This is a genomic window from Streptomyces sp. NPDC107562 (assembly GCF_055657325.1).
The window spans coordinates 993,877-1,013,654 of the sequence record NZ_JBVKBE010000001.1 but is presented as its reverse complement, the minus strand read 5'-3'; the positions used below and the strand labels follow the sequence as shown (position 1 = coordinate 1,013,654).

The following is a 19,778-nucleotide window of genomic DNA, read 5'->3' as shown; positions in this document are numbered from 1 at the left end:
AGGATCGGCGGCGTCAGCGCGGCCGGGGACTCAGGACGGGCCGGCTGCGCTTCTCCGGACCCAGCCGCTTCGCCAGGCCGGCGGGTGTGGGAGCTTCGAAGATCGCGCGGATCGGGACTTCCCTGCCGAGGGTGGCGCGGATGTGACCGGCGAGCTGGGTCGCGAGGAGAGAGTGCCCGCCGAGGTCGAAGAAGTTGTCGTCCACTCCGATGTCGGGGACGCCCAGCACCTGCGCGAAGATGCGGCAGAGAGCCGCCTCTTCGGCTGATGCGGGTTCCCTGCTCTCGCGCTGGCCGGCGTATTCGGGCGCCGGGAGGGCGGAGCGGTTCAGCTTGCCGTTCACCGTCAGCGGCAGCGCCTCCAGGACCACGATGGCGGACGGGACCATGTACTCCGGCAGCAGGGCCGCGACATGGGTCCGCAGAGCGCCGCCCGCAGCCCGGAAGGCGCTGACGTCCTCGGCGGTCAACTCTCGGGCGGGCACGATGTATCCGGTGAGGCGCTTGTCGCCCGGCTGGTCTTCGCGGACGACCACGGCTGCCTGACCGACCGAGGGGTGGGTGAGCAATGCGGCTTCGATCTCACCGAGTTCGATGCGGAAGCCGCGGAGTTTGACCTGGTCGTCGATGCGGCCCAGGTACTCCAGGGCGCCCTCGGTGTTCCACCGGGCCAGGTCGCCCGTGCGGTACATCCGCTCACCCGGTTCGCCGTGGGGGTTGGCGACGAAGCGCTCGGCCGTCAGTGCGGGCCGGCCGACGTACCCGCGGGCCAGCTGGACACCGGCCAGATACAACTCTCCGGCCACGCCCGGCGGCACCGGGCGCAATGCGGCGTCCAGCACGAACACCCGCGTGTTCCACACCGGGCGGCCGATCGGCACCACACCGCCGGCATCCGCACCCGGTTCGCAGGTGAAGGCCGTGACATCGATCGACGCCTCGGTCGGCCCGTACAAGTTGTGCAGCGGGATCCCGAAGGACGCCGTGAACCGGTCCCGCAGCTCGGCCGGCAGAGCCTCGCCGCTGGCCATGACCGCCCGCAGCGACGGCACCGTCCCATCCGACGCCTCGGCCGCGGCGACGAACACCTGCAACATCGACGGCACGAAGTGGGCGACCGTCACCTGCTCGCGCCGGATCAGCTCGGCCAGATATCCCGGATCACGGTGCCCACCCGGACGCGCCACCACGAGGGTGGCACCCTCCAGCAGCGGCCAGAAGAACTCCCACACCGACACGTCGAACCCGAACGGCGTCTTCTGCACCACCCGGTCGTCGGGGGTGAGGCGGTAGGCGTCCTGCATCCACGCCAGCCGGTTCACCACACCCGCGTGCGGGACCGCCACACCCTTGGGCCGCCCGGTGGATCCCGAGGTGTAGATGACGTAGGCCGGGTGGGCCGGCAGCAGCACCCCACCCCGGTCGGCATCCGACAGGTCGCCCTCGGCCCGGATCCCCCATTCGCTGATCAGCGCGGGGTCGTCCAGCACCACCCGTGCCACGTTCTCCGGCAGTACGCCCCCGGCCTCACCGGTGGTCACCACCAGCGCCGGCTTCGCGTCCCCCAGCACATACGCCACGCGCTCCGCCGGGTACTCCGGGTCGACCGGCACATACGCCGCACCGGCCTTGACCACCGCGAGCAACGTGACGACGAGATCCGTCGAGCGGTCCATCATCACCGCCACCCGCCGCTCCGGACCCGCCCCACGCGCCACCAGCAAACGCGCCAGCCGGTTGGCCCGCGCATTCACCTCCCCATAGCTGAGCCGCACACCCTCGAACACCACCGCGGTCGCCTCCGGAGTACGGGCGGCCTGCCTCTGGAACAGCTCGGGCAGCGTCGCGGGAGCGACCTCGCGAGCGGTGTCGTTCCAGTCGGCCAGCACCCGGCGCTGTTTGTCGTCCAGCACGTGGAGCGCGCGCAACGGTCGCCCGGGATCCTTCTCGAGCGCCGTGACGAGCTCCTCCACCGTGGTCTGCATGAAGGCGCCCACGGCTCGCGGATCGACGGGGGCCACCGACTGGACGGTGAGGGTGAAGAGGGGGTCCGTGTCGTTGACGGAGAATTCCAGCGGGTAGTTGGTGCGCTCGTGCCCGTGCAGCAGTTCGATCCCGTCGGGGCTCGGTGCGGCGGTGTCCTCGCTGTGGCGGTAGTTGAACAGCGAGGTGAACAGGGGAGTGCGCGCGGGAAGGGCGCTGGCCCGCTGAGCCAGGATGAGAGGTGCGTGCTCGTGCACCATCAGGTCCGCGAGCTGTCGCCGCATGGCGTACACGGCGTCCCGCACGCTCACGGAGCCGATGTCGAGGCGGGCGGGCAGCGTGTTGACGAAGAGGCCGGGTATCCGGTCGGCTCCGGCGCCCGCGTTCATCCGGCCGAAGAGCACGGTGCCGAACACCACGTCGTCACGGCCGGAGGTGGCGGACACGACACGCGCCCAGGCGACGTGGAACAGCGTCGCCGGGCTGACCCCCAGGTGTCGCGCCTGCTCCCGCAGTCGCCGCGCCACGTCCGCTTCGAGTGGCATGCGTACCTCGGACACGCCGCTGCCGTCGCCGTGCACGTCCAGCAGGCCGTACGGCGCGGTCGGCTCGCTCACGTCCCCCAGCAGTTCCGCGAAGAACCGCTCGTGCTCGTGTGCCGGGATCGTGAGCCGTGCCTGGGCGACGAACTCACGGAACGGCAGCGGCGCCGGCAGTGTGTCCCCGTCTCCGGAGAGGATCGCGCGGATCTCGTCGAAGACCAGGGCGAGGGACGTACGGTCCTGCACGAGGTGGTGCACTTCGAGCAGGACGTACCACCGCTGGTCGCCAGGGTCCTGGGCGACGCCGACCTGCAACAGGGGGGCGCTCCGTACGTCCATCGGCGCGGTGCGGGTGGCCAGCAGGCCGCCCACGACGTCCGCGCCGTCCAGTTCGAGCGTCTTGACCGTGACGGGGGCGGTGCGCAGGACGACCTGGACGGGCTCGCGGAGCCCTTCCCACAGGAAGGCGGTACGCAGGATGTCGTGCCGGTCGACCACCTGCTGCACGGCGGCGAGGAAGGCGTCCACCCGCGGCCGTGAGTCGAGGCGGAGGACGTAGGGCAGCGTGTAGAGGTCGGTGCCTTTCTCGCCTTCCAGCAGGTGGTGGAAGAGGATGCCTTCCTGGAGCGGGGCCAGCGGGTACACGTCCGCCACGTTCGGGGCGCCGCCGGGCACCTCCGCGACGATTCTGTCGACCTCCTCCGCCGTGAGGTCGGCCAGCGTCACCATCTCCGGAGTGATCGCCGTGGCACCGGCGGGGATCCCGTTGGCCGGCAGCGCCACCTTCGGAGCACCCTGCAGCGCCGCCAGACCGGACACGGTCGGGCTGGTGAACAGCGTCCGTACATCCACCGCGACACCCGCCGCCCTGGCCCGCTCCACCAGCGTCACCGCCAGCAGGGAGTGCCCGCCCAGCTCGAAGAAGTCGTCTTCGACACCGACGGAGGGCAGGCCGAGCACCTCGGCGAATAGCGCGCAGAGAATTTCCTCCTGCACCGTCGACGGCCCACGCCCGGTGGCACCGGAACCGTAATCGGGTGCAGGCAACGCCCTACGGTCGAGCTTGCCGTTGACCATCAACGGCAGTTCGCCGAGCACCACGATCACGGCCGGGACCATGTACTCGGGCAACACGCGAGCCAGGTGAGCGCGGATCTCCGCGACATCCGTGTCGCCGGCGGCCACCACGTACCCGGCCAGGCGCTTGTCGCCCGGCCGGTCCTCCCGCACCACCACGGCCGCCTGTGCGACGGACGCGTGGGTGAGGAGGGCGGCTTCGATCTCGCCGAGTTCGATACGGAACCCGCGGATCTTCACCTGGTCGTCCGTGCGGCCCAGGTACTCCAGTTGACCGTCGGCGTTCCACCGGGCGAGGTCACCCGTGCGGTACATCCGCTCACCCGGCCCGCCGTGGGGGTGGGCGACGAACCGCTCGGCCGTCAGTCCGGGCCGGTCCAGATAGCCCCGGGCCAGCTGCACACCGGAGAGGTACAGCTCGCCCGCCACCCCGGCCGGTACCGGCCGCAGCGCCGCGTCCAGCACGAACACCCGGGTGTTCCAGACCGGGCGTCCGATCGGCACCCCGCCACCGGCGCCGGTGCCCGGCTCACAGGTGAAGGCGGTGACGTCGATGGCGGCCTCGGTCGGGCCGTAGAGATTGTGCAGCGGGATCGGCACCACCGCGTGGAACTGGTCGCGCGACGCGGCGGACAACGCCTCGCCGCTGCAGACCACGGCCCGCAGGGACACGCACTGCCGGGCGGTGGGTTCGGCGACGAACACCTGCAACATCGACGGGACGAAGTGGGCGATGGTGGCCTGCTCGCGCTGGATCAGCTCGGCCAGGTACACCGGGTCACGGTGTCCGCCCGGCCGGGCCATGACGAGGGTGGCGCCCTCGATCAGCGGCCAGAAGAACTCCCACACCGACACGTCGAACCCGAACGGCGTCTTCTGCACCACCCGGTCGTCCGGCGTCAGCCGGTAGGCGTCCTGCATCCACGTCAGCCGGTTGACCAGCCCCCGGTGGGTCAGCGTGACGCCCTTCGGACGTCCGGTGGACCCGGAGGTGTAGATGACGTACGCCGGGTGATCGACGAGAAGGTCACGGGTGCGGTCCCCGTCCCCGAGGTCGGCTGCGGACAGCCCACTGAGGGCGGTGGCGAATCGCGGGTCGTCGAGGAGGAGACAGGGGACCGGTCCGCCGTCGGCCGGGCTCAGGGCATCCGTGGTGAGCAGGAGTACGGGAGCGGCGTCGGTGAGGAGACGGGTGACGCGGTCTGCGGGGTGGTCGGGGTCGATGGGGAGGTAGGCGGCGCCTGTCTTGAGGACGGCCAGCAGGGCGACGACCAGATCGGCGGAGCGTTCCAGGTGGACCGCGACGAGGGTCTCGGGCCCGGCCCCGCGTCCGGCCAGGAGACGGGCGAGCCGGTTGGCACGTGCGTCGAGGTCGGCGTAGGACAGCCGGACGTCCTCGAAGACGACGGCGGTGGCGTCGGGGGTGCGCGTGACCTGTGCCCGGAAGAGGTCGGGAAGCGTCGCCTCCGGCACCTCGTGCACGGTGTCGTTCCACTCCGCCAGCACGGTGTGCCGCTCGTCCGCGCCGAGCAGGTCGATGTCCGTGACGGGTCGTGCGGGGTCGGCGGTCACGGAGGCGAGGACGCGGACGAACCGGTCTGCCAGTGCTTGCACCGTGCCGTGGTCGAACAGGTCGGTGGCGTAGACGATGGAGCCGGTCAGGCCACCGGTGGGGGCTTCGCGGAGCTGGATGTCGAGGTCGAACTTGGCCGGCCGGTCCCCCGTGTCGAGGAGGTGGGCCTCGACGCCGGGCAGGGCGAGGCTCGCGGGAGCGGCGTTCTGCAGGGCGAGCATGACCTGGAAGAGGGGATGGCGGGCCATGGACCGGGTGGGGGCCAGGTCTTCCACCAGCCGTTCGAAGGGCACGTCCTGGTGGGCGAAGGCGTCCAGACCCCGTTCGCGTACGCGGTGCGTCAGTTCACGGAAGGACGGTGCGCCCGAAAGGTCGGTGCGCAGGACCAGGGTGTTGACGAAGAAGCCGACCAGCTCGTCCACGCTTCCGTCGGTGCGTCCCGCCAGTGACGTCCCGATGGCGATGTCGGTGCCCGCGCCGAGGCGGAAGAGCAGGGTCGCGAGGGCGGCCTGGAGCACCATGAACTCGGTGACGCCTTCGGCGCGGGCCAGACCGGCGATCCGCTGGTGGAGTTCGCCGTCGATGCGCAGGCCGACGGTGCCGCCGCGGTGGGTGGCCACCGGTGGCCGGGGCCGGTCGGTGGGCAGGGTGAGTTCCTCCGGCAGGTCGGCGAGGGTCTCACGCCAGTAGTCCAGTTGGTGGTTGAGGATGCTCGCCGCGTCGTGGTCCTCGCCCAGGAGGGCGCGCTGCCAGAGGGTGTAGTCCGTGTACTGGACCGGGAGCGGTTCCCAGTCCGGCGTCCGGCCGCCTACGCGGGCGGTGTAGGCCGTGGAGATGTCGCGGGCGAGCGGTGCGAGGGACCAGCCGTCGCCGGCGATGTGGTGCAGCACCAGGACCAGCACGTGCTCCTGCGGCGTGACGGTGAACAGCCGTGCCCGAAGCGGGAGTTCATTGGTGAGGTCGAAGGGGCGACGCGCTTCTTCGACCACTGCCCGGGCCCACTCACCCTCCGGCGTCTCCTCCATAAGGAACGGCAGGTCGCTCGCCTGCTGGGTGAGGACTCGCTGCTCAGGTACGCCGTCGGCATGTCCGAAGACGGTGCGGAGGACTTCGTGGCGGGCGACGACGTCGTTGAGCGCGGTGCGCAGGACATCGATGTCGAGGTCCCCGGTCAGGCGGAGGGCGACGGGGATGTTGTAGAGCGCGGAAGGCCCTTCCAACTGCTCCAGGAACCAGAGGCGTTGCTGGGCGTACGACAGCGGCACCGTGCCGGGCCGGGGCCGGACCGTCAGCGGCAGGCGTGCGGTGCCGGCGCCGGTCGTGGCGAGACGGAGGGCGAGTCCGGCGACGGTGGGGGCTTCGAACAGAGCCCGCACCGGGATCTCGGCCCCGAGGGCGGTGCGGATGCGGCTGACCAGACGCGTCGCCAGGAGCGAATGGCCGCCGAGGTCGAAGAAGTTGTCGTCCACCCCGACGTGCGGGAGACCGAGGACGTCGGCGAAGGCCTGGCCGAGGAGGTGCTCCTGGAGAGTCCGTGCTTCCCGGCCCGGGCTCGCGGCGGTGTAGTCGGGGGCGGGCAGGGCCTTGCGGTCCAGCTTGCGGTTCACCGTCAGCGGGAGCGTGTCCAGTTCGACGATCGCCGCCGGCAGCATGTAGTCCGGCAACACGGCCGACAGGCCGGCACGGACGTCCGAGAGGTCCACACCGTCCGGACCGCTCGCCGGAACGACATAGCCGACGAGGCGCTTGTCGCCGGGCTGGTCCTCACGCACCACCACCGCCGCCTGGGCGACGGACGGGTGGCTGCGCAAGGCGGTCTCGACCTCACCGAGTTCGATGCGGAAGCCGCGGATCTTGACCTGGTCATCGGTACGGCCCAGGAAGTGGAGTTGCCCCTCGGCGTTCCACCGGACCAGGTCCCCGGTCCGGTACATCCGCTCCCCCGGCCCTCCGAAGGGGTTCGCGACGAACCGCTCCGCCGTCAACCCGGGACGGTCCAGGTATCCCCGCGCCAGCTGGACACCGGCCAGGTACAACTCACCGGCCACCCCCACAGGCACCGGCCGCAACGATCGATCCAGCACAAAGGCCCGGGTGTTCGCCAGAGGACGGCCGATGGGCGGCGTACGGCCCTCCGAGGGCGCGGCACACCGCATCAGCGTGGCACCGATGGTCGTCTCCGTCGGCCCGTAACTGTTGTAGAACTCCCGATCGGCAGTGGCCCACCGGTCGATCAGACCCCCGTCCGGCGCTTCACCCCCCACGACGAGCAACCGCAGCTCCGGCAACCGCGCGGGGTCCAGCGACCGCGCGACGCCGGGCGTCACATGCGCCATCGACACGCTCTGCGTACGCATCAATCCCTGGAGGCGGTCGAGGTCGACCCGGTCCTCATCGGCGGCGAGCACGAAGGCCGCGCCGGAGGTCAGGGTGAGGAAGAGGTCCTGTACCGACACGTCGAAGCTGAACGCCGTCGCGCCCAGCACCCGCGATCGCGCGTCGATCCGGTACTCCGGCACGACGGCGGCGATGTTGTTGGCGAGCGAGCGGTGCGTGACCACCACGCCCTTGGGACGCCCCGTGGAGCCGGAGGTGTAGACGACGTACGCGCGGTGGTCGAGCAGCAGCGGCCCGCGCCGTTCCCCGTCGGACAGATCATGATCGGCGCGGCCCGACAGGTCCTGCCTCAACTGGGGATCGTCGAGTGACAAACGGGCCACGTCGACGCCCGTCAGACGCTCCCACGTCGCATCGTCGGCGATGAGGACCGAGGGTCGTGCCTCGGAAAGGAGATAGGCGATGCGATCGGCCGGGTGACCGGGATCGATCGGGAGGTAGGCAGCCCCTGCCTTGTGCACGGCGAGGATGGCGACGACGAGGTCGACGGACCGAGGGAGCGCGAGCGCGACCAGCTGCTCGGGCTGGGCCCCGTGCTCCACCAGCAGGCGGGCGAGCCGGTTCGCGCGGGCGTTGAGTTCCGCGTAGGACACTTCCACGCCTTCGAACACCACGGCCGGCGCCGAGGGGGTACGCATGACCTGCGACTCGAACAACTCCGTGACCGTGGTCCGCGGCACCTGCCGGGCTGTGTCGTTCCACTCCACCAGGACGCGATGGCGTTCGGCGGTGTCGAGTACCTCGACGTGGTTGACCGGCACCGACGGATTCGCGGTCACGGTGTGCAGGACGCGGAGGAAGCGTTCGGCGATGCCGGCGGCGGTGTCGTGGTCGAACAGGTCGGTGGCGTAGGTGAGGACGCCGTGCAGGCCCGCGGGGCTTCCGTCCTCGGTGAGGTGTTCGCCGAGCTGGACGTCCAGGTCGAACTTGGCGGGACCGTCGCCGGTGGGCAGTACCTCGACGGTCAGGCCCGGCAGGTCCAGCTTGGCCTGCGTGTTGTTCTGCAAGGTCAGCATGACCTGGAACAGCGGGTGGCGGGCCATCGAACGAGCCGGCGTGAGCTCTTCCACCAGCCGCTCGAACGGCACGTCCTGGTGCGCGTAGGCGTTCAGCGCGCGCTCACGGATCCGCCCGAGGAGCTGGGTGAAGCCGGGGTCGCCTGAGACGTCGGAGCGCAGGACAAGGGTGTTGACGAAGAACCCGACCAGGTCGTCGAGTGCCTCGTCGGTCCGTCCGGCAACGGGGGTGCCGATGGGGATGTCCTCCCCCGCACCGAGGCGGTTGAGCAGGACGACAAGCGCCGCCTGCACCACCATGAACACGGTCACACCCTGTGCCCGCGCCAACTCGACCAACGCCTCGTGCACTTCGGCGTCGATGTGCAGCTCGACCCTGCCGCCGCGATGCGAGGCCACCGGCAGACGCTGCCGGTCGACCGGCAGCGCCAACTCCTCGGGCACCCCGTCCAATGCCTCCCGCCAGTAGACGAGTTGCTCGGCCAGGAGGCTGTCAGGGTCGGCCTCGTCGCCGAGCAGGTCTCGCTGCCACATGCCGTAGTCGGCGTACTGCACGGGCAGCGGCACCCACGTGGGGACACCACCGGCGGAGCGGGCGGAATAGGCGGCCGACACGTCATGTGCCAGCGGACCCAACGACCAGCCGTCACCCGCGATGTGGTGCACCACCACGACGAGCACGTGCTCGTCGGGGCCAATCCCCAACAGGGAGGCCCGCAGCGGGATCTCGGCCGCGAGGTCGAACCGGTGCTCCGCCGCCTCGGCGACCAGGCGGGTCACTCCGGCTTGCGTGACGTCTTCGGCGTCGACGACGGTGAGCAGGTCACCCACCGCCTCGGCATCCATGATCCGCTGGTACGGTCGGCCGTCCACGGCGGTGATCACCGTGCGCAGGACTTCGTGCCGGCCCACCACGTCCCGCACGGCGGCATGCAGGGAGTCGGTGTCCAGCATGCCCGTCAGCCGCAACACCATCGGAATGTTGTAGGTCGCGGACGGACCCTCCAACTCCCCCAGGAACCACAGCCGCTGCTGCGCGAACGACAACGGCACCGACTCCGGCCGCTCCACGGGCACCAACGAAGGCCGGGAGACCCGGGAGGTGGTCAACCTGCCCGCGAGGGCGGCCGGGGTGGGGGTCTCGAACAAGGTCCGGATCGGTACCTCCACTCCGAACACCGACCGGATGCGGCTGACCAGACGGGTCGCGAGCAGGGAGTGCCCGCCGAGGTCGAAGAAGTTGTCGTCGACCCCGACCTCGGGCACGTCGAGCACCTCGGCGAAGACCGCGCACAGGATCTCCTCCTGCACGCTTCCCGGACCCCGGCCGACGGCGCCGGCACCGTACTCGGGGGCGGGCAAGGCTTTCCGGTCCACCTTGCGATTCGCCGTCAGCGGGAGCGCGTCCAATACGACGATCGCCGCCGGCAGCATGTAGTCCGGCAACGCGGCCGACAGCCCGGCAAGGACGTCCGTGGTGTCCACACCGTCCGGACCGCTCGCCGGGACGATGTATCCGACCAGGCGCTTGTCGCCGGGGTGGTCCTCACGCACCACCACTGCCGCCTGGCCGACGGACGGGTGGGTGAGCAAGGCGGTCTGGATCTCGCCGAGTTCGATGCGGAAGCCGCGGATCTTGACCTGGTCGTCGGTACGGCCGAGGTATTCGAGCTGCCCGTCGCTGTTCCATCGGGCGAGGTCGCCCGTGCGGTACATCCGCTCGCCGGGCGTGCCGTAGGGGTGGGCGACGAACCGCTCCGCGGACAGCGCGGGCCGGTCGATGTATCCCCGGGCCAGACCGGCCCCGGACACATACAACTCCCCCGCCACCCCGACCGGCACCGGCCGCAACGCGGCGTCCAGCACGAACACCCGGGTGTTCCAGATCGGCTGACCAATGGGCACACGGCCGTCGTGTCCGGGATCCACGGGGGCCAACGTCGCCCACACGGTGGTCTCCGTCGGACCGTACAGGTTGGTCACCGACACCGCCGCCGCCGTCAACCGTTGCGCCAGCGCCGGAGGCAGTGCCTCGCCGCCGACCAGTGCCCGCAGCCCGCTGATCGCGTCCGCAGCCTCCATGGTCAGGGCCTGCCACACCGCGGGCGTCGCCTGCAGCACCGTGGCACCCGACCGGTCGATGAGTTCCGCCAACGCCTGGGGGTCTCGGGCGGCGTCCCGGTCTGCCAGTGCCACGCGGGCGCCCGACACCAGCGGTACGTACAGCTCCAGCGTATGGATGTCGAACGTCACCGTCGTTACCGCGACAAGGGTGTCGTCGGCGTCCAACGTCAGGTGCTCGCGCATGGCAGCCACGAAGTTGCCGAGCGCCTCGTGGGAGACCATCACTCCCTTCGGCCTCCCCGTGGAGCCCGAGGTGTAGATCACGTAGGCGGGGTGAGCGGACAGCAGCACCGCGGCACGGTCCGCGTCGGTCAGGTCCCCACCTTCACATCGGGAAATCGCCTCGACCGTCTCCGGGGCATCCACGACCAGCCGCGCCATGCCCTCGGGCAGCACCGACGCCACCGCACGGGTCGTCACCACCAGCGCGGGCCGGGCTTCGCCCATCACGTACCCGATGCGATCGGCCGGGTGACCGGGATCGATCGGGAGGTAGGCAGCCCCGGCCTTGAGTGTGGCCAGGATGGCGACGACGAGGTCGACGGACCGAGGGAGCGCGAGCGCGACCAGCTGCTCGGGCTGGACCCCGTGCTCCACCAGCAGGCGGGCGAGCCGGTTGGCGCGGGCGTTGAGTTCCGCGTAGGACACCTCCACGCCTTCGAACACCACGGCCGGCGCCGAGGGTGTACGCATGACCTGCGACTCGAACAACTCCGTGACCGTGGTCCGCGGCACCTGCCGGGCCGTGTCGTTCCACTCCACGAGAGCGCGGTGCTGTTCGGCCGGACTGAGCATGGCGATCCGGCTCACCAGGACGGACGGCGTCGCCGTCACTGTTTCCAGGACCCGGACGAGTCGTTCACCGAAGCCGGTGGCGGTGTGGTGGTCGAACAGGTCGGCGGCGTAGGTGAGGACGCCGTGCAGGCCCGCGGGGCTTCCGTCGTCGGTGAGGTGTTCGCTGAGCTGGACGTCCAGGTCGAACTTGGCGGGACCGTTGCCGGTGGGCAGTACCTCGACGGTCAGGCCGGGCAGGTCGAGATCCGGTGTGATGTTGTTCTGCAGGGTCAGCATGACCTGGAACAGCGGGTGGCGGGCCATCGACCGGGCCGGCGTGAGCTCTTCCACCAGGCGTTCGAACGGCACGTCCTGGTGCGCGTAGGCGCCAAGGGCTGCCTCTCGCGCCTGACTCAGCATGTCCAAAAACGTGGGATCACCCGACACGTCGGCGCGCAGGACGAGGGTGTTGACGAAGAATCCGACCAGGTCGTCGAGTGCCTCGTCGGTCCGTCCGGCAACGGGGGTGCCGATGGGTATGTCGTCCCCGGCGCCGAGGCGGTGCAGCAGGGCGGCCAGTGCCGCCTGCATCACCATGAACACTGTCACACCCTGTGCTCGGGCCAGGTACACTACCGCTTGGTGGACTTCGGCGTCGATGTGCAGGTCGACGGTGCCACCGCGGTGGGAGGCCATCGGCGGACGCTGCCGGTCGGCCGGCAGCGTCAGTTCCTCCGGCGTCCCGTGCAGCGCGTGGCGCCAGTAGGCGAGTTGCTCGGTCAGGAGACTGTCAGGGTCGGTCTCGTCGCCGAGCAGGTCTCGCTGCCACATGCCGTAGTCGGCGTACTGCACGGGCAGCGGATCCCAGGTGGGGACGTCGTCGGTGGTGCGGGCGGCGTAGGCGGCCGACAGATCACGGGCCAGGGGGCCGAAGGACCAGCCGTCACCCGCGATGTGGTGCATCACCACGACGAGCACGTGCTCGTCGGGACCGGTCCGCAACAAGCAGGCCCGCAAGGGGATCTCGGCCGCGAGGTCGAACCGGTGCTCCGCCGCCTCGGCGACCAGGCGGGTCACTCCGGCTTGCGTGACGTCTTCGGCGTCGACGACGGTGAGCAGGTCACCCACCGCCTCGGCATCCATGATCCGCTGGTACGGCCGACCGTCCACGGCGGTGATCACCGTGCGCAGGACTTCGTGCCGGCCCACCACGTCCCGCAGGGCGGCATGCAGGGCCTCGGTGTCCAGCGTGCCGTTCAGCCGCAACACCATCGGAATGTTGTAGGTCGCGGACGGCCCCTCCAACTCGCCCAGGAACCACAGCCGCTGCTGCGCGAACGACAACGGCACCGACTCCGGCCGCTCCACGGGCGCCAACGGGGAGCGGGACACACCGGAAGTGGTCAACCGGCTCGCCAGTTCACGTAGCGTCGCTGCCTCGAACAGTGTCCGGATCGGTACCTCGACCCCGAACACCGACCGGATGCGGCTGACCAGACGGGTCGCGAGCAGGGAGTGCCCACCCAGCTCGAAGAAGTTGTCGTCGATACCGACCGACGGCATGTTCAGCACTTCGGCGACCAGCGCGGACAGGATTTCCTCCTGCGCGCTTCCCGGACCCCGGCCGGTGACACCGGAGCCGTAATCGGGGGCGGGCAACGCCTTGCGGTCGAGCTTGCGGTTCGCCGTGAGCGGGAGCGCGTCCAGGAACACCACCGCGGCGGGCACCATGTAGTCCGGCAGCAAGCCCGCGACGTGGGCACGCAGGGCGGAACCGTCCGTGTGCGACGCGAAGTCCCCGGCGGGGACGACGTAGCCGACCAGGCGCCTGTCACCGGGCCGGTCCTCGCGAACGACGACCGCGGCCTGAGCCACGGCCGGGTGCGCGGCCAACACCGCCTCGACCTCACCGAGCTCGATACGGAAGCCGCGCACCTTCACCTGGTCGTCGGTACGGCCCAGATACTCCAGCTGCCCGTCGCTGCTCCACCGGGCCAGGTCACCGGTACGGTACATCCGCTCGCCCGGCCCGCCGTAGGGATTGGCGACGAACCGCTCCGCGGACAGCGCGGGCCGGTCGAAGTATCCCCGGGCCAGACCGGCCCCGGACACATACAACTCCCCCGCCACCCCGACCGGCGCCGGCCGCAACGTGGCGTCCAGCACGAACACCCGGGTGTTCCAGATCGGCTGACCAATGGGCACACGGCCGTCGTGTCCGGCATGCAAAGCCGCCGAGGTCGACCACACGGTCGTCTCCGTCGGGCCGTACAGGTTGGTCACCGACACCGCCGCCGCCATCAACCGCTGGGCGAGCGCCGGGGACAGGGCCTCACCACCGACCAGTGCCCGCAACCCGCTGATCACGTCCGGGGCATCGTCGGCCAAGGCCTGCCACACCGCGGGCGTCGCCTGCAGCACCGTCGCACCCGACCGCTCGATCAGCCTGGCCAGCGCCTGCGGATCCCGAGGAGTGTCGCGGTCGGCCAGCACCACGCGGGCGCCCGACACCAGCGGTACGTACAGCTCCAGCGTATGGATGTCGAAGGCCACCGTGGTCACCGCGACAAGGGTGTCGTCCGCGTCCAACATCAGCTGCTCACGCAGGGCCGCCACGAAATTGCCGAGCGCCTCGTGCGAGACCACCACACCCTTGGGACGGCCCGTGGAACCCGAGGTGTAGATCACGTACGCGGGCTGAGCGGGCAGCAGCGCCACGCCACGGTCGGCGTCGGACAGGTCCCCGCCATCAAGGCGTGCGATTGCCTCGACCGTCTCCGGGGCGTCCACGACCAGCCGCGCCACACCCTCGGGCAGCACCGACTCCACCGCACGGGTCGTCACCACCAGCGCGGGCCGGGCATCGTCCCTCACATACCCGATCCGCTCGACCGGATGACCCGGATCGAGCGGCACGTACGCCGCCCCCGCCTTCATCACCGCCAGCAGGGCGACCACCAACTCCGCCGAGCGGTCCATCAGTACGGCCACCCGGCCCTCCGGCCCCACACCTCTGGTGACCAGCAGCCGCGCCAGACGGTTCGCCCGGGCGTTCAGCTCCGCATACGTCGTCCTCGTGTCCTCGAACACCACCGCGGTGGCGTCCGGCGTGCGCACGACCTGCGCCTCGAACAGCTCGGGAAGCGTCAGCGGTGGAACGTCCCGGGTAGTGGCGTTCCACTCCACCACAGTGCGGTGGTGTTCGACGGGGGTGGCCAGACCAAGCCGGGCGATCGGCGAATCCGGCTCCAAGCGGGCCAGGGCCGCGAGCAGATGAAGAAAGCGCGTCTGGTGGGCGGCGCTCTCCTCTTCGGTGTAGAGCGCGGGGTTGGCCAGGAAGTCCACCCGCAGACCTGCGTCCCGCTCGTAGACGAGGATCGTCAGGTCGTCCACGGCACCGTTCGCCAGGTAGGTGCGCGCGGTGGTCTCGCATCGCCCGAACCGGGGCATTGTCCGGTCGTCGGGAAGGAAGTTGATGACAGGGCCGAACAGGCGACCGCCCGTACGCGCGAGCTTCAGGTCGCGGTGCAGGTGCTCGTACCGGTATCGCTGATGCTGGAGGACCCCCCGGCTCCGTGCGGACGCCCCCCGAGCCAGGTCACGCACGCTCATGCCCGGCGCCATGGGCAGACGCAGCGGCAGCGCCTGGGCCATGCTCGCCAACGACCCCCGCACACGCGACCCCTTGCGTGCCGTGACGGTCAGTCCCAGCACGACCTCCTGCACCTGCGCCACCCGATGCACGTACAGCCCGGCGGCCCCGATCAACAGGGCGGGCAAGGCGACGCCCGACGCGCGGGCCAACTGCCGCAGCGACTGCGCGACTTCGGCCGAGACCACGGCGGTCCGGCGGTGAGAGTGACGGGATGCGAACGCCGTTTTCGAGGCCAGGGTCACGGCCTCGGGTGCGTCCCCCATCTGCTCCGCCCAGTACGCCCGGTCCCGTGCGAACTGCTCGCTCCCGCGGTACGACGTATCGTCGGCCACGATCTCGTCGAGGGTCGCGAACGGCGTGGACGGGCAGTCCTGCCCGTCCTCCAGTGCGGTGTAGATCTCCGCCACCCGGTTCAGCCACACCGAGTATCCGATGCCGTCCAGCGCGATGTGATGGGCCCCCAGGTACACCATGGTCCTGTCCTCGCCCACCAGGAGCGCGGCGAGGGCCCAGATGCGGCCGTCCTCGAGATCGGCGGGGCGGGCCGCCTCGGTACGCATCCATGCCTCTGCGACCGCAGCCGGCTCGGGCTCCTGCCGTAGGTCGATCACGGGCAACCGGAAGTCGAGCAGGGGGTCGACCACCTGCCACGGCTCGTCGCCGCTCTGGCCGAACCGCACACGCAACAACTCGGTCTCGGCCAGCGCCTGGTGGAACGCTTTCTCCAGCAGGGCAAGCTGCAGAGCGCCGGCGATGTCCAGGTAGTCCACCATGTTCTGGGCCGGGCTCTCCGGATCCAGTGCCTGGGCGTACCAGATGCCTTCTTGAGCTGCGGTCAGGGCCTTTTTGGCATGGTTCGACATATCGAATGTCCCGTGTACTTGGTATCCAGCGAGAAATCAGGAAAAAACCTGTGCAGCGCAGACTCGGCGTCTGTCAGCGAGAGAAGTGGTCTACACGCTCTTTCGGCTCTCGGAAGCCTGGCTGTGAGCGTGGTGTCATGCTGGACCACCAGGGGTGGCCGCAGGCGAAGCCTTGGAACCCTCCCCGCTTATGGGGGAGTTCGCTGATGTCGTTTGAGAACGATTCTCCGCCGCCTTGGACAAGGCCCGCGCGAACAATTCGATGCCCTACGGGTCACCTGTGGGCGCACATCGGCCCACGTCCGCCTTCCCCGGCGGCGGATCGGGCACCTGCCTCAGGGCTCACGTCCGGGCGGTGAAGAAAATGGTCGGCGAAGACATGCAGCGCGCGACGGCACCGATTCCCGGGACTGAGCGGCCCCGAGAGTGGTCCGCTGGGATCCAGCGGACCACAAGAGTCGCAGCCCTCAATTCCCGCCCATGGCATCAACCAGGCTCTGGGGCCGCATGTCGGTCCAAGTGCGCTCGACGTAGTCCAGGCAGTCCTGTCGCGAGGCCTCGCCGAACGCGACCTGCCAGCCCTCGGGGACGTCGACGAAGGTCGGCCAGAGCGAGTACTGCTTCTCCGGGTTGACCAGCACCAGGTAAGTAGCTTCTTGATCCTCGAACGGATTCGTCACATCTGGACTTTCTAGTACTTATTACTTGTGTTTTTGGTGAACTTGACTCAGAGGAGTACAACCACCGCAAGTGAACACGGAGGTACTCCCGGTCGGCTGCGGGATGATCTTGCGATGGTGAGTAGACCCTTTTTGGTGACGCTCCGTCACTGTTGGTGATCTTCGTTGGGTGCAGTGGGTGTGTTGGATGCCATCGTGCCCCCGGGGACTCACACTTCACCTCCCCTCCCAGGAGGGCCCGGCCCTACGGCGTTCACACTGCCCCGTGCCACCGGCACCGCACACCGTTCATCGCGACTCACACCGCACACCGTGTCGCGTCGCCGCGGCGTTGTGCGTTGTCACAACAGGCCGGCGCACCCCTCATGCGCGGGGATCCTGATGTTCGGGTTCGTCACCGGCCTGCCGCAGCGCAGCCTGCCCCAAGCTCAGCCCAGCCCGCGCTCTTCGAGCTCGTCCGCGCACTCCTCTGGTACCGCCACTACCTTCAAGGTGTCTCTGCCCGGGTACATCGGGGTCGCGGACGGGTCGAGCGCTTCCCGCCGCTCTCGCTCCGTCTTGGCGCGAGCTCGTTCGATGTCATCGGCAAGGGCCTGGCAGTCGACGACGTACGTGCCGGTCGGTGACGGCTCCTCGGCCGGAGATTCCCTCTTGTCCGTGTCCGGCACGGCGTTGAGGGCGGAGGTGGCAGCGATGCCGGCCAGGCACAGCCCAGCCCAGGCGGCAAAGATCCACCGACGGGCCCTCAAAAGCCGACCGTTCCGCCGGTGAGGCCGGCGAAGCCGGCCAGGATGATCCCAGTGGTCACGATGATCCCGGTATTCACGGCAAAGCGGGGTATCGCGACGTGCGCGCCTTTCATCAAGGCTCCTCGTTCGTGAGGCCGGTGCGTGAGAGCCGGTACCAACCTGGTTGACCGGTCTGGGACTTGGAGTATGGACCCACGGGCGCGCGGAGACGCTGTCCGCGCCGCGCCGCCGCTGTCGGGGTCCGGCCGGCCGTCAGCCCGCGGTCACTCTCTGCTCGACAAGCAGTGAGCGCATGCTGGAGCGGTCGAGGAATCTTGCTTCGTCGGCCGCCACAAGGTCGGCCGCCTCCTGAATCCTGGCGAACCAGGCCAGCTGCTCGGCTCGGTCCGCCCAGGCCATCTCGGTCACGACGTCGAAGTCGACACCTTCTTCTCGAAGGTTGTACGCGTCGCCGCGCACCAGGTAATGGCGCTTGTAGACCAAAGGGGTCGGGGCGACGCTGAGGATCAGGGGTACGTGCCGATTCTCGTAGTGGTCGATGAAGGCTTCCGTACTCATGTCGTCCCGCTTCTTGATGTACGACAGGCGCTTCAGCATGATCAGGCTCCTCTGGACGAAAACGGGGAACTCCCCAGTTACACGCTTGGTAGGCTAACCGGGGAATCCCCCGGTTGACAAGAAGGGTCTCAGTGACCGAAGCAAGACGATTCGCCCAGCCCCCGCTCCGCGCCGACGCCCGCCGCAACTACGAGGCGCTGGTCGCCGCGGCCGGCGACGTCTACGCCGAGCAGGGACCTGACGCGCCCCTCGATGTGATCGCGCGGCGCGCGGGCGTCGGCAATGCCACGCTCTACCGGCACTTCCCCACGCGGCGGGACCTCATCGTCGCGGTCTGCGTCAACGAGGTCGAGGCGCTGTGTGCGCTCGGCGACCGTCTCAGCACCGACAGTCCTCCCCGCGCCGCGCTCGTCGGATGGATGCGGTCCTACATCCAGCACGTCAGCGCCCACAGGGGCCTGGCCGCCGCCCTCAACACCGGTCACACCGAGGACTCAGCCCTCATAGCGGCATGCCGGGAAGCCGTCCTGGCAACAGCGACATCCCTGCTCTTCGCCGCCATGAAGGAAGGCTCCGTGCGCGCCGATCTGCACGTCGACGACTTGCTCGCACTGGTCAACGCGGTCGCCACGGCCGCCGAGACCGGCGACGACCAGCGCTCCCACCGACTGCTCGACCTCATCCTCCAGGGGATCGACCGGTAGGGCCCTCGACTTCGCCACCTCCTCCGACGCCCTGGACGCCGAAAAAGCGGCGCAGCACCTCAACAACAACAGCGTCAGCACACCGAGCCGGTCGCTGCCGGACATGAGGTCAGCGTCGTGGCCGCGCGCCGGCGACCTCATCGGCGAAGCTGTTCATGGCCTCCCGACTGCGGCGGCTGGAGTCCTCCTCCACCGCCTCCGCGCGACGGACGAGGTCAGTGAGGTCCAAGCCGCCGCCACGCAGTGCGGCCTCGTCCCATCGCCGAAGGTCGACGGCTCCTGCTTCGGGGTGGAACTGCACACCGCGCACGTGGCGGCCGAGCCGGAACGCTTGGTAGGGGCACTTCGCGCTCCGTGCGAGAAGAACAGCCTCGCGCGGCAGCGCCGTGATCGCGTCCCGGTGGTTCTGGACGACGTATGCGAACGGTGCGTACGCATCGAGCACGCCGTCCGCCCCACCGTCCTCCGTCACATCTATCCGCGTCGCGCCACGCTCGGGTTCACCCCACTCCCCCTCGACCGTCCCCCCTGCGACATGGGCGAGCAGCTGCGCGCCGAGACAGATGCCGAAAGTGGGGAGATCCGCGTCGAGCGCGGCGGCTGCGAGCCGCCTCTCCTGCGCAAGCCAGGGTGCGCGCCGGTCGTCGTCGGGCAGAAGTCCGCCGCCGAGCAGGACGAGCCCGTCGTACCCGTGCAGCGATGCCGGCAACCCGTCCTGACCCTGCACGAGGTGCACGGACAAGCGGCCCTGCCACCAGTCCAGCAGTCGGCGTGGGCCACTCGTCGAAGAGTTCTGGATGACGAGGACTTCGGGAAGGGCAGTCACAGGCAGGCCTCTCTTGGAAATTCGTGTGCGCCGAGTTACGCATCCGGCCATACGCAGTGTTGTCGACTCGTGAAAACTTCCCCTGAGCGGCTCCTGAAATTGACGCCCTCCTGATCCTTGGAGGGTGCTGAAAGTGGAGGACTAGCTGAAATACGTCGGCTGCACCGAGCGGAGGGGGTGCCGACCAAGGAGATCGCGCGGCGGTTGGGAGTGGTCCGGAACACGGTGCGGGCCGCGTTGAACTCCGACTCGTGGTCG

The 19,778-nt window shown here is 69.7% G+C and carries 6 protein-coding genes and 1 pseudogene; 2 read left to right on the top strand and 5 right to left on the bottom strand.

All coding sequences use genetic code 11. The annotated features are described in order from the left end of the window. Window positions 1–13: 13 nt before the first annotated feature. The 4 genes from ACZ7LV_RS04405 to ACZ7LV_RS04390 form a co-directional block, all read right to left on the bottom strand. Entirely contained in the window at window positions 14–16,003 is a 15,990-nt protein-coding gene (locus ACZ7LV_RS04405; protein WP_471935560.1) for a non-ribosomal peptide synthase/polyketide synthase, read from the bottom strand. A 467-nt stretch (window positions 16,004–16,470) separates the two neighbouring features. After that, complete coding sequence (locus tag ACZ7LV_RS04400) at window positions 16,471–16,683, bottom strand: MbtH family protein (RefSeq protein WP_471935559.1); 213 nt, start codon at window positions 16,681–16,683, stop codon at window positions 16,471–16,473. 428 nt (window positions 16,684–17,111) lie between these two features. Beyond that, a complete protein-coding gene (locus ACZ7LV_RS04395) occupies window positions 17,112–17,351 on the bottom strand; it encodes a hypothetical protein (RefSeq protein WP_471935557.1) in 240 nt (79 codons plus the stop codon). A 333-nt stretch (window positions 17,352–17,684) separates the two neighbouring features. Then, a complete protein-coding gene (locus tag ACZ7LV_RS04390; protein ID WP_471935555.1) occupies window positions 17,685–18,029 on the bottom strand; it encodes an EthD domain-containing protein in 345 nt (114 codons plus the stop codon). A gap of 92 nt (window positions 18,030–18,121) precedes the next feature. Here ACZ7LV_RS04390 and ACZ7LV_RS04385 point away from each other — a divergent pair, with 92 nt between their 5' ends. Continuing rightward, window positions 18,122–18,694 (top strand): TetR/AcrR family transcriptional regulator, encoded by a 573-nt coding sequence (locus tag ACZ7LV_RS04385; protein WP_471935553.1) that lies wholly within the window; start codon window positions 18,122–18,124, stop codon window positions 18,692–18,694. A gap of 109 nt (window positions 18,695–18,803) precedes the next feature. Here the strand turns inward: ACZ7LV_RS04385 and ACZ7LV_RS04380 are convergent, their stop codons facing one another. Further along, window positions 18,804–19,520: a type 1 glutamine amidotransferase gene (locus tag ACZ7LV_RS04380; RefSeq protein ID WP_471935551.1), complete on the bottom strand. Its 717-nt coding sequence runs from the start codon at window positions 19,518–19,520 to the stop codon at window positions 18,804–18,806. 124 nt (window positions 19,521–19,644) lie between these two features. On the opposite strand from ACZ7LV_RS04380, the pseudogene ACZ7LV_RS04375 reads away from it, so the two are divergent. Continuing rightward, window positions 19,645–19,769, top strand: a pseudogene (locus tag ACZ7LV_RS04375) (helix-turn-helix domain-containing protein); the annotation flags it as partial. Window positions 19,770–19,778: the final 9 nt, after the last annotated feature.

Excerpts from the sequence above, each read along its gene's own strand:
- ACZ7LV_RS04390 (WP_471935555.1), bottom strand. The coding sequence starts at position 18,029 with ATGCTGAAGCGCCTGTCGTACATCAAGAAGCGGGACGACATGAGTACG.
- ACZ7LV_RS04405 (WP_471935560.1), bottom strand. The coding sequence starts at position 16,003 with ATGTCGAACCATGCCAAAAAGGCCCTGACCGCAGCTCAAGAAGGCATC.